We start from the raw sequence: 11,041 nt of genomic DNA on the forward strand, positions 1-11,041 counted from the left end.
TCCCCCCATGGAGGCTCGGTCGCGCCATCCATGGCGCTCACGCCCCCGCAACCGGACCCACCCCGCCTTCGACAGGTTCCTGCGGTCTGTTGGAACGGCTCTTGGGGTCAGATCCGTTTTCCGGAGGAAAACGGATCTGACCCCTGATTGATTTCGATATCTGACAGAAGTGTCGACCAAGGTCGACACCTACCAACCGCCATCGGAATCTGTCAGAGGTGGGGCGGTGCCGGAGTGCGGGGTGTCAGCCGCATGGATGCGGCTGCCAAGCTTACAGGGACGTACTTGCAGCGTCCCCGCACTCCGACACCGCCGCGCCATCCCACGGAGAGCCCGCTTTTGATCTTGCTGCTGAGGGTGCCGGCCAGCGGCCGGCACTACTGCGGGTGCAGGGCTGCAGGCCCTGCCGAACAACCGCCTAATCGTGACCGCTGTCGTCCAGGCTGATGATGCCGCGCCGCAGCGCCTGGGTTACCGCATGCGTGCGATCACCGACGCCCAGCTTGTCCATCAGGCTCTTCATGTGCGCCTTCACCGTCTGCTCGGAGATCTGCATGCGCTCGCCGATGCGCTTGTTCGACAACCCGCCGGCCACGTGCCGCAGCACTTCGGTCTCGCGGGGCGACAACCGGTCTTCCACCACGTGCGCGGCGATGCTGGCCGCCACCGCCGGCGGAATCGGCGCGCGGCGACCGCCGGCCACCATCCGGATCGTATCGACCAGTTCGTGGCGCAGCATGTCCTTCAGCAGGTAGGCGCTGGCGCCGGCCTGCAGGGCGCGCACCGCGCGTACGTCACCACGGTAGGTGGTCAGCACGATGATGCGCGCGCGCGGGTCCATCGCGCGGATCCGCACGATGGCTTCCACGCCATCCAGGCGTGGCATCTGCAGGTCCATCAGCACCACATCCGGCTGCAGCTGCTGGTAGCGCGCGACGGCTTCTTCACCATCGGCGGCTTCACCCAGCAGGCGCAGGTCGGCGTGCGCGCCCAACAAGGCGGCCAGGCCGTCACGCAGCAACGGATGGTCATCAACCACCAGTACGCCGATCGGGGAAGGGGTTTCAGTCATGCTCAGGTCTGCTCCAGGGCCAGCGCCAACGCGGCGCGCGGCGGTGATACAGGCGTCGCGCCGGAACCGCCAGCGCCACTTCGGTCCCCAGCCCGGGGCGGGTCCACAACTGCAGCTCGGCCCCGAGGCGCTGCGCGCGCTCACGCATGCCCTGCAGGCCCCAATGGCCATGGCCTGGATTTTCGTCGGCGATGCCCACGCCATCATCGCGCACGTGCAGCAGGAAGCACCGCGCGCCGTAGGACAGTTCTACTTCGATGGCGCTGGCATTGGCGTGGCGCAGTGCATTGCGGATGGCCTCCCGGCCGATCAGGAACACCTCTTCAGCCGCGTCGGCCTGCAGCGGTGGCGCCGTGCCTTCCACGGTCAAGCGCAGCGGGTTGATGCCATGCCCGGCGTACTCGGCGTGTACGTCGGCCAGCGCCGAGGCCAGGTCGCGACCGGCGAAGGGCCCGTCGCGCAGTGCATTGACCCGCTCGCGGCCCTCGGCCAGATTGCGTTCGGCCAGTTGCATCGCCGACTCCAGTTGGCTGCGCACCGGCTCGGGTGTCTGCGCTGACTGGCTGATCGCGTGCAGGCGCAGGATCAGGCCCTGGCTGCCCTGCAGCAGGGTGTCGTGCAGGTCGCGGGCGATGCGTTCGCGCTCGCCATGGCGCTCCTGCAGCCGCGCGCGGAACAGTGCCGCCAACTGGCCACTGCGGATGCGCACCGCCATCACCAGCAGCCCCAGCACGATGGCCGCGCACAACAGCTTGAACCACACGGTCTGCATGAAGGTGGGCGCGATGCGGAAGCTGCGCTGTGCCGGTGCCGTGCTCCAGATGCCGTCCTCGTTGGCGGCCTCCACTTCGAAGCGGTAATTGCCCGGCACCAGATTGGTGTAGTACGCACGTGTGCTGCTGCCGGCGTCCTGCCAGCCATCATCGACGCCTGACAGGCGATAGCGGTAGCGGTTGCGCTCCGGGCGGGCCAGTGACAGGGCCACGTAATCAATCTGCAGCTGGCTGGTGCCGGCCGGCAGCCGCAGGCCGTCATGCAAGGGCTGCTGTTGGCTGCCGTACAGAACGTCGCCGATGCGCACGCTGGGGGCCATGGTGTTGACGTGCGAACGGGTGGTATCCAGCCAGGCCAGCCCCTGGTTGGTGGCCAGCCACAGCAGGCCGTCACTCGCCAGCACAGCGGTGGAGATCGGCCCGCTCTGCAGCGCGATGCCGGGCATGCCGTCAACGGCGTCGAACAGGCGCGGCGTCACCGGCAGCCCGGTCCGCAGTGCGCGGCGCAGTTGCGCGCTCTGCAGTCGCACCAGGCCGCGACTGCCGTTGAGCCATAGATGTCCGCGTATATCGGCGACCATGCCGGTGATGCCTTCGAGCACGCCGGCCATGTCGGTGCGCACGGCAACGAATCGACCCTCGCCGACGCGCGCGGCCAGCCCGGCTTCGCCGGCCACCAGCAGCAGGTCCTGGTGCTGCAGCACGGCCGTCACCGGCCCTACCGACAGGCCCTGTGCGGTGCCGAAGGTCTCGATGGCCGTCGGGCCCATCCGGCGCAGGCCGCCATCGGCATAACCCAGCAGCAGTTGCCCGTCGGCATCCAGGCCCAGCGAGGAACAGGCCTGCTCGGGCAGGCGCTGTTCGCGCTGCCACTGGCCGCCCAGGTAGTGCAGCACGCCGCGCTCGCCGGTACAGGCCCAGGCCTGCGCATCATCGGGAAACAGCAGGGCATGCAGGGGTTGCCCGGTGAACGGTGCCGGCAGCGGAATCAGTGTGGTGCGCCCGCCGAGGGTGCGGGCGAGATTGATCCAGTCGAACTGCCAGATGGGTGTGGGCGCCTGCCGCGCGGCGGCTTGCAGTTGCGCGGCGCCGCCTTGCAGCAGGCCGCGGCGCAGGTCGTACGGTTTGAGATCCTCGCCGTAGCCATACACCCGGCCGTCACTGGCGCGCACCAGCGAGCGGTAGGGATCGCTGGGGCCGACCGTCAGGGTGTGCACGCTGCGCGCACGAAAGCGGTTGAGGCCCAGGTTGGTGCCGACCCAGAGGTTGCCTTCGCGGTCGGCGATGATCGGCACGGCCGAGGTGGCGGTCAGGCCGTGAGGCGAATCGAAACGCTCCATGCGCACGGCCCGGGTGTCTTCAAAGGTGACCCGGGCCACGCCGCCATGCGGGCTCATCGTGGCCCACAGGGCCCCATCGTCGGTGAACTGGAGACGCGCTGCGACCAGCTCCGGCAGGCGTCGTGCCTCGCGCTCGCGCTCGGGCAGCAAGCCCTGCGCGTTGGCCAGCGGCGAGGTGCCGCGGACGCGGTCGGCCAGCCACACTTCACCGCTCGGGCTCTCCGCCAGCGTCGCCATCTGCGAGACCGCGATGCCGGTGTCGATGAAGGCCGCCTGCTGCGGCCCGCGCATCCAGATCCTGAGGTCGGCCAAGACCCAGAAGATGCCACGACTGTCGTGCAGTACCCATTGCACGCGGCGTTCCGGCAGGCCGGCACTGCTGGGCAGAGGCTGCCAGCGCTGGCCATCGAACCATCGCAGTCCGCCGTTGATCGCTGCCCACAGGCGGCCATCGCGGTCCTGGCTGAAGCGTGGCACCACGCCAACCGGCACGCCCTGTGGCCGGCCGTAGTTGTGCAGCTGGCCATGGTTGAGCTGGCTGATGCCCGCCTGGAAGTAACCGATCCACATCGTGTCATCGCGGCCGACGGCCAGGGTGACCATGTTGGTGGACGGGAAGCGGGTACCCACGGGGGGCGACTGCCGTTCGAAGCGCCGCCCGTCGAAGCGGTACAGGCCCGAACCGGTGGCCAGCCACAGCAGCCCATCCCGGTCCTGGGCGATATCCCAGATGTCACCGGGCGCGCCCTGGCCGACCCGCCAGGCGGTGTGCTCGTAGCCGGGCAGGCCGCTGCTCGACAGCGGATGCTGCACGGCGAGCGCGGGCAGGGCGGTCAACAGCAGCAGGCACGTCAGCAGCGCCGGCAGGCGACGCAGGAACGGGAAGGGGCGGCCACGCATGGGGTGCATTCTGGCAGGTGCGGGGCAGGCCGGGGTGACCCTAACGGGGTAGGCGTGGCGCGTCTGTATCGGCTATCACGCCGGCATGCCCCCTGGAGCGCGGCGATGCAGCGCCTGTTCGTGATGTTTCCCGACCGTGGCCCGGGCCTCGGCCTGCTGTGGCTGCGGTTGTGCCTGGCCGCCGCACTGTGCCTGCCTGGAATGCAGGGCGGGTGGCTGGCGTTGCTGTGCCTGCTGGCGGTGGCGATGCTGGTGCTCGGCGTGTTGACCCCGGTGGCGGCCGCGCTGGCCACCCTCGGCCTGCAGGCGCAGGCGATGCCATGGCCCGTGGCGTTGCTGCCGCTGGCCCTGCTTCTGCTCGGGCCAGGTGCCTATTCGCTGGACGCGCGATGGTTCGGGCGCCGCGTGCTCGGCCGTCGGCCTCCCCCATTCGGGTAGGTGCCGGCCCCGACCGACGGGGGTAGGGTTTGAGGCCTTCGCCACGCACCATGGGCCACCCCCTCGCGGCATCCCCGATGGCTATCGCTTCTCCACCGGTTTCGCCCGCCGTTGCCTTGGCCCCGCATCAGATGGCGGCGTTGCAGCGTGCGTTGCGCTATGTCGATGCGCACTTGTCGCAGCCCCTGCGGGTGACCGAGCTGGCCGAAGCGGCCTGCGTCAGCCGTTTCCATCTGGTGCGCCTGTTCCGCAGCGGCACCGGCGCCAGTCCGCTCCGCTACGTGCGGCGGCGGCGCATCGAGCGCGCCCGTCAGCTGCTGCCCTCTGCGCAGCTGCCGATGTGCACCCTGGCGCAGCAGCTGGGGTTCTTCGACCAGAGTCATTTCGTACGCAGTTTCCGCGCTGAGACCGGCTGCAGCCCCGGGCAGTACCTGGCCGGCGATGCGGGGTTACGCCTTCCTACCGATCATGTCCCCAACGGAGTCAACCCATGAACCCTGCCACCACCACGCCCGCGCCGTCCCTGCTGTCGCCGGCCGACCACGCCCTGGTGCTGATCGATTTCCAGTCGCAGATGGCGTTTGCCACCCACACCATCGACATCTCCGCGCTGCGCAACAACGTCTCACTGATCGGCAAGGGCGCCAAGGGCTTCAATGTTCCAGTGGTGTTGACCACCGTGGCTGAAGCCTCGTTCTCCGGCCCGATGTTCCCCGAGCTGCCGGCGATCTTCCCGGGGCAACCGGTGTTCGACCGCACCTCGATGAACACCTGGGAAGACCAGCCGGTGATCGATGAGATCAACCGCATCGGCAGGCGCCGCCTGGTGCTTGCCGGCCTCTGGACCAGCGTCTGCATCGTCGGTCCGGCGCTGTCGGCGTTGGCGCAGGGGTTCGAGGTCTACGTGATCACCGATGCCTGTGGCGACGTCAGCGAAGAGGCGCATGAGCGCGCGATCACCCGCATGGTGCAGGCCGGCGCGGTGCCGATGACCAGCGTGCAGTACCTGCTTGAACTGCAGCGCGACTGGGCACGCGGTGAGACCTACGACCTGACCACCGGCATTGCCCGCGATCACGCCGGCGGCTACGGCATCGGCATCCAGTACGCCAAGCGCATGTTCGGCGCGCAGGAAGGCGGGCACTGAGCATGGTTGCCGGCCATGGCCTCGACCTGGCCCTGCTGATGCTGCGTGTGGCGGCGGGCGGCTTCCTGCTGCCGCACGCGCTTGGCAAGCTGTTCGGCTGGTTCGGTGGGCCGGGGCTTTCCGGCTTTGCGGCAGAGCTGCGCGGCTTCGGGCTGCCGGCGGTGGCACCGTTGCCATTGCTGTTGGCGTTGCTGCAGGTGCTGTCCGGACTGGCCGTGCTGCTGGGATGGCAGACCCGCATCGCCGCGCTTGCGGCGGCTGCCTTCATCGGTTTCACCGTCCTGTTGGCCCTGCCCAAGGGCTGGTTCTGGATGCGCGGCGGCAGTGAGTACCCGTTGATGTGGACTGCGGTACTGCTGGCCCTCGCGCTGGCCGGTCCTGGCGCCTGGGCGCTGGACGGTCAACGCCTTCCGGGAGATTTCACATGAGTCACGATCCCCTCGATCACGGCCGTCGCAACGTGGTGCTGGCCAGCGGCGCTGCCGTGGCGCTGGGCCTGGCGGGCCGCGCCGGCGCCGCACTCGATTCCACTTCCAAGGAGCGTCGCATGAGCACGCTGGTCATCCGTAATGCCCGCATCACCACCCTCGATCCGCAGCAGCCGCATGCACAGGCGCTGGCCGTGCAGGAAGGGCGTATCGTCGCCGTCGGCAGCGACGCGGAGATCATGCGCGACTGGGGCAACGAAGCGACCCTGATCGATGCGCAGGGCCGGCGCCTGCTGCCGGGGCTCAACGACAGCCACACCCATCTGATCCGCGGCGGCCTGAACTACAACCTCGAACTGCGCTGGGATGGGCTGCGTTCGCTGGCCGACGCGATGGCGATGCTGAAGGCCCAGGTCGACCGCACCCCCGCGCCGCAATGGGTGCGCGTGGTGGGTGGATTCACTGCCGCGCAGTTCAACGAAAAGCGCCTGCCCACCCTGCAGGAACTCAACGACATCGCGCCGGATACGCCGGTGTTCCTGCTCCACCTGTATGACCGCGCGCTGCTCAACCGCGCCGCGCTGCGGGCCTGTGGTTACAGCAAGGACACCCCCGATCCGCCGGGTGGGCAGATCGTGCGTGATTCGCTGGGCAACCCGACCGGGCTGCTGCTGGCCAAGCCGAATGCGCTGATCCTGTACGCGACGCTGGCCAAGGGGCCGCGCCTGCCGATCGAATACCAGGCCAATTCGACGCGCCACTTCATGCGCGAACTGAACCGCCTGGGCATCACCTCGGTGATCGACGCCGGAGGTGGCTTCCAGAACTATCCCGAGGACTACCAGGTCATCGAGCAGCTGCACCGCGACGACCAGCTGACAGTGCGCATCGCCTACAACCTGTTCACCCAGAACAAGGGCAAGGAAGTGGATGACTTCCGTGGCTGGAGCGAGATCCTGCAGCCGCGCCAGGGCGATGACCTGCTGCGCCACAACGGTGCGGGCGAGATGCTGGTGTTCTCGGCCGCCGACTTCGAGCTGTTCAATGAGCCGCGCCCGGAGCTGCCGCCGGAGCTGGAGCCGGAGCTGCACGATGTGGTCAGGCTGCTGGTCGAAAAGCGCTGGCCGTTCCGTATCCACGCCACCTACGACGAGAGCATCAGCCGTATCCTCGACGTTTACGAGCAGGTCAACCGCGAGGTGCCGTTCGATGGGCTGCATTGGTTCATCGACCATGCCGAGACCATCACCCCGCGCAACATCGAGCGTATCCGCGCGCTGGGCGGTGGCATCGCCGTGCAGCACCGCATGGCCTACCAGGGTGAGGCCTTCGTCGAGCGCTATGGCGTGCAGGCGGCGCGGCACACGCCACCGGTCAAGCGCATGCTGGCCGAGGGGGTGCCGGTGGGTGCCGGTACCGATGCCACCCGCGTGGCCAGCTACAACCCGTGGGTGGCGCTGTCGTGGCTGGTGACCGGGCGTACCGTCGGTGGCCTGGCGCTGTATGGCGATGAGAATCTGCTGGAGCGCGAACAGGCGCTGCGCCTGTGGACCCAGGGCAGTGCCTGGTTCTCCGGCGATGAAGCGGTGAAGGGAACGTTGAGGGCTGGTCAGCTGGCCGACTTCATCGTGCTCTCCGCTGACTTCTTCCGGGTCGACGACGCGCAGATCGCCGACATCACCAGCGTGCTGACGGTCGTTGGTGGTCGCATCGTGCACGCCGATGGTGACTATGCAGGCCTGGCCCCACAGCTGCCGCCGGCGATGCCGGACTGGTCGCCGGTCAACCGGTTCGGCGGCTACCATGTCGGCGGTGCTGCCACCGGGTTGGCCACCGCCCATCGCCACCATCACGGCGTGGCCTGCAGTACGCATGGCGTTCACGGCCATGCCGCGCACCATGCGGCGCCCACCGATGACCTGACCGCCTTCTGGGGCGCGATGGGATGCTCGTGCTTCGCGTTCTGAGCCTGGCGCTGCTGGCCGCGCCATCGCTGGCGCTGGCCTGCGAGGGTGGCCGCTGCAGCGACGCTGGCAACGGCCAGCTGCAACTGGACGCCGCGCTGCGCCTGCGTGGCCTGTACTACGATCCGGCCCGGTTCGGCATCGGCAGCAGTGAAGATGGCTACGGCCTGCTGCGCGCGCTGGCCTCGGCAACCTATGCGAAGGACAGCTGGCAGGCAAAGTTGCAGCTGGGCGTGCATGCTGAGAATGGCAAGGCAGGTGGAGCCGGCCGCACCGACCGCGGCGCGCTGGATGTGCAGCAGGCGTACTGGCGCTGGCAGCGCAGCGGCTTCCACCTGCAACTCGGTCGGCAGGAAGCCGGCTACGGAAGCTCGCGGCTGTTGTCGGTGCGCGATGGGCCGAACATCCGCCTGGCCTTCGACGGTGCGCGCCTGGGCTGGAAGGGCCGCCTCGGCACGCTGGACCTGATGGCGCTGCGGCCAGTGGAGAACCGACCAGGTGCCTTCGATGATCATGGCGAGCACGGTGCCCACCTGTGGGGTGCCTATGCCACCACGGCACGCGGGCAGGGCGCGGGACAGTGGGATCTGTATCTGCTCGACTATCGCCGCGAAGGTGCGCGCTTCGCGGCAGGCTCCGGCATCGAGCGCCGGCAGACCGTGGGCGCGCGCTGGTTCGGCCAGGCCGATGCGCTGGACTGGAACAGCGAGCTGGTGGCGCAGGGCGGTGAGCTGCGCACTGCCTCGGGCGATCTCGATATCCGCGCCTGGACGCTGGCCACCGATACAGGGTGGCGCTGGACGGACCTGCCACTGAAGCCGCGGTTGGGGCTGAAGGCCGACATCGCCAGTGGCGATGGCAATCTGCATGACGGCCGCGTGGGGACCTTCAATGCACTGTTCCCGAAATCGGCCTACTTCAGCGAGGCCAGCCTGCTGGCCCCGGCCAATCTGATGGACGTCCAGCCGACCCTGACCCTGCGCCTGCACGACGCGGTATCGACGGAGCTGGGCGTACAGATGGCCTGGAAGCACCGTCGCGCCGATGCGGTCTACACCACGCCGGCACCGCTGGTGGCGTTGCCGGGCAGCGCCGGTGGCGCGCGCCGCATCGGCACTCAGTACAAATCCGAAACCCGCTGGCAGGCCAGCGAACACTGGCAATGGCAGCTGCAGCTGGCCTGGGTCGATGCGGGTCCTGCGCTGAAGCAGGCCGGTGGCCAGGACACGCTGTTCGCCTCGATCGTTGGAGCATGGCAATGGTGAACGCAACCGCGTCGCAACCCCCCGCACAGGCCGCAGGTGCCTGGTCCCCGCTGAAGATCCAGATGTTCCGTTCGATCTGGCTGGCAATCCTGGCCAGCAACATCGGCACCTGGGTCAACGACGTGGCCGCCGCCTGGGTGATGGCCGAACGTACCGGCTCGCCGTTGATGGTGGCGCTGGTGCAGTCGGCCACTACCGTGCCGATCGTGCTGCTGGCACTGGCCGCCGGAACGCTGGCCGACATCGTCGATCGCCGCAGGTACCTGCTGGCGACCCAGGGCTGGATGCTGCTGGTCGCCGCCGTGATGGCGACGTTGACCGCGCTGGACATGCTCACCCCGCAGCTGCTGGTGCTGCTGACCTTCTGCATGGGGTGCGGTGCGGCAATGGCGATGCCGGCGCAGGCCGCGATCGTGTCCGAACTGGTGCCGCAGCCGATGCTGGCCTCGGCGGTGGCGCTGAACTCGATCGGCATCAACATCGCGCGTTCGATCGGCCCGGCCATCGGCGGCGTGATCGTGGCCCAGCTCGGTGCAGTGTGGGCGTTCGGCTTCAACGCCATCACCTTCGCCGCGATGCTGTTCGTGGTGTGGGGCTGGAAGCGCGACCCGAAGCAGTCCAGCCTGCCGCCGGAAGGCTTTGGCGCCGGCCTCAAGGCAGGCCTGCGCTACGCCAGCCGCGCCGGACGGCTGCAGGCGGTGCTGATCAAGTCGGTCGGCTTCTTCTTCTTCGCTGCAGCGATGAACGCCCTGCTGCCGGTGGTGGTGCGTGGGCAGATGCACGGAGGGGCAGGGCAGTACGGCATGCTGCTGGGCTGCATCGGTATCGGTGCGGTCGGCGGCGCGTTGCTGCTGCCGAAGCTGCGTGCACGACTGGACCGTGACCTGCTGGTGTTGCTGGCGACGTTGTCGCTGGCGTTGAGCCTGGTCGGCCTGGCGCTGACCCGCAGCTGGTACGTGCTGCCGTTGGTGATGCTGATCAACGGTTTTGCCTGGATCACCGTGCTGTCGTCGCTGCAGATCGCCGCGCAGACTGCGGTGCCGGCCTGGGTACGTGCGCGTGCGCTGGCGTTGTACATCATGGTGTTCTCCGCTGGCATGGCGGCCGGTGGCCTGAGCTGGGGCGCGCTGGCGCAACGCACCTCGCCCGAGCTGGCATTGCTGGTGGCGGCTGCCGGTGCGGTCATCGGCGGACTGCTGGTGTGGCGCGTACGCATTGCCGGTACCGAGGACCTGAACCTGCGCCCCGCCGGCCACTGGCCGGCGCCGGAACTGTCGGTGCCGGTGTCGAACGACCGCGGTCCGGTGCTGGTGACCGTCGAGTACCGCATCGACGCAAGCGATCGGCCCGCATTCCAGGCGCAGATGCGCGCGCTGGGGACGATTCGCCGTCGTGATGGTGCGGTGGTCTGGGGTGTAGTCGAGGACGTGGCCAGCCCCGGCATTCACCTGGAGTATTTCGTGACCCCGTCCTGGCTGGAACACCTGCGCCAGCACGAACGCATCACCGCCGATGACAAGGCGATCCAGGAAGTGCTGCGCGGGCTGCATCGTGGCGAACGCGCGCCGGTGGTGCGTCACTTCGTGGGTGGGCACGATCCGCTGCCGAGGACCGGGGTACCACACCACCACAGCGATATCTGACAAAAAAGGGGACGGAGGGGATCAAGTCGTTTGTGCACAAACGACTTGATCCCCTCCGTCCCCTTTTTTGT

Annotated in this window: 9 protein-coding genes; 7 read left to right on the plus strand and 2 right to left on the minus strand. The window is 68.6% G+C overall.

Annotation, left to right across the window (positions count from 1 at the left end; translation table 11 throughout):
- Window positions 1-418: 418 nt before the first annotated feature.
- Together ARC23_RS19695 and ARC23_RS19700 are read right to left on the minus strand one after the other, a co-directional pair.
- Entirely contained in the window at window positions 419-1,072 is a 654-nt protein-coding gene (locus ARC23_RS19695; RefSeq protein ID WP_057498760.1) for a response regulator, read from the minus strand.
- The gene (locus tag ARC23_RS19700; RefSeq protein WP_057498761.1) at window positions 1,065-4,094 is read right to left on the minus strand and encodes a sensor histidine kinase; all 3,030 of its coding nucleotides are present in this window, start codon (window positions 4,092-4,094) and stop codon (window positions 1,065-1,067) included. The genes ARC23_RS19695 and ARC23_RS19700 overlap by 8 nt, the downstream gene beginning before the upstream one ends.
- 96 nt (window positions 4,095-4,190) lie before the next feature.
- On the opposite strand from ARC23_RS19700, the gene ARC23_RS19705 reads away from it, so the two are divergent.
- From ARC23_RS19705 to ARC23_RS19735, 7 genes are all read left to right on the plus strand, one after another.
- Window positions 4,191-4,523 (plus strand): hypothetical protein, encoded by a 333-nt coding sequence (locus ARC23_RS19705; RefSeq protein ID WP_057498762.1) that lies wholly within the window; start codon window positions 4,191-4,193, stop codon window positions 4,521-4,523.
- Window positions 4,524-4,600: 77 nt separating this feature from the next.
- On the plus strand, window positions 4,601-5,017 hold the full coding sequence (locus tag ARC23_RS19710) for a helix-turn-helix transcriptional regulator (protein WP_238985285.1): 417 nt from the start codon (window positions 4,601-4,603) through the stop codon (window positions 5,015-5,017).
- Entirely contained in the window at window positions 5,014-5,670 is a 657-nt protein-coding gene (locus ARC23_RS19715; protein ID WP_057498764.1) for a hydrolase, read from the plus strand. The genes ARC23_RS19710 and ARC23_RS19715 overlap by 4 nt, the downstream gene beginning before the upstream one ends.
- A gap of 2 nt (window positions 5,671-5,672) precedes the next feature.
- Window positions 5,673-6,098 (plus strand): DoxX family protein, encoded by a 426-nt coding sequence (locus tag ARC23_RS19720; RefSeq protein WP_057498765.1) that lies wholly within the window; start codon window positions 5,673-5,675, stop codon window positions 6,096-6,098.
- Between the two features lie 119 nt (window positions 6,099-6,217).
- The gene (locus tag ARC23_RS19725; RefSeq protein ID WP_203226383.1) at window positions 6,218-8,065 is read left to right on the plus strand and encodes an amidohydrolase; all 1,848 of its coding nucleotides are present in this window, start codon (window positions 6,218-6,220) and stop codon (window positions 8,063-8,065) included.
- A complete protein-coding gene (locus tag ARC23_RS19730) occupies window positions 8,044-9,327 on the plus strand; it encodes an alginate export family protein (RefSeq protein ID WP_057498767.1) in 1,284 nt (427 codons plus the stop codon). Before ARC23_RS19725 ends, ARC23_RS19730 begins: the two co-directional genes overlap by 22 nt.
- Window positions 9,321-10,970, plus strand: coding sequence for an MFS transporter (locus ARC23_RS19735; protein ID WP_057498768.1), 1,650 nt, complete (start codon window positions 9,321-9,323; stop codon window positions 10,968-10,970). The genes ARC23_RS19730 and ARC23_RS19735 overlap by 7 nt, the downstream gene beginning before the upstream one ends.
- The last annotated feature ends 71 nt before the right edge of the window (window positions 10,971-11,041 follow it).

Source organism: Stenotrophomonas beteli, from assembly GCF_001431665.1.
Taxonomy (GTDB): domain Bacteria; phylum Pseudomonadota; class Gammaproteobacteria; order Xanthomonadales; family Xanthomonadaceae; genus Stenotrophomonas; species Stenotrophomonas beteli.

What these genes read in the sequence shown, in the direction of transcription:
- ARC23_RS19695 (WP_057498760.1), bottom strand. Translation starts at nt 1,072, where the DNA reads ATGACTGAAACCCCTTCCCCGATCGGCGTACTGGTGGTTGATGACCAT.
- ARC23_RS19700 (WP_057498761.1), bottom strand. Translation starts at nt 4,094, where the DNA reads ATGCACCCCATGCGTGGCCGCCCCTTCCCGTTCCTGCGTCGCCTGCCG.
- ARC23_RS19705 (WP_057498762.1), top strand. Translation starts at nt 4,191, where the DNA reads ATGCAGCGCCTGTTCGTGATGTTTCCCGACCGTGGCCCGGGCCTCGGC.
- ARC23_RS19710 (WP_238985285.1), top strand. Translation starts at nt 4,601, where the DNA reads ATGGCTATCGCTTCTCCACCGGTTTCGCCCGCCGTTGCCTTGGCCCCG.
- ARC23_RS19715 (WP_057498764.1), top strand. Translation starts at nt 5,014, where the DNA reads ATGAACCCTGCCACCACCACGCCCGCGCCGTCCCTGCTGTCGCCGGCC.
- ARC23_RS19720 (WP_057498765.1), top strand. Translation starts at nt 5,673, where the DNA reads ATGGTTGCCGGCCATGGCCTCGACCTGGCCCTGCTGATGCTGCGTGTG.
- ARC23_RS19725 (WP_203226383.1), top strand. Translation starts at nt 6,218, where the DNA reads ATGAGCACGCTGGTCATCCGTAATGCCCGCATCACCACCCTCGATCCG.
- ARC23_RS19730 (WP_057498767.1), top strand. Translation starts at nt 8,044, where the DNA reads ATGCTCGTGCTTCGCGTTCTGAGCCTGGCGCTGCTGGCCGCGCCATCG.
- ARC23_RS19735 (WP_057498768.1), top strand. Translation starts at nt 9,321, where the DNA reads ATGGTGAACGCAACCGCGTCGCAACCCCCCGCACAGGCCGCAGGTGCC.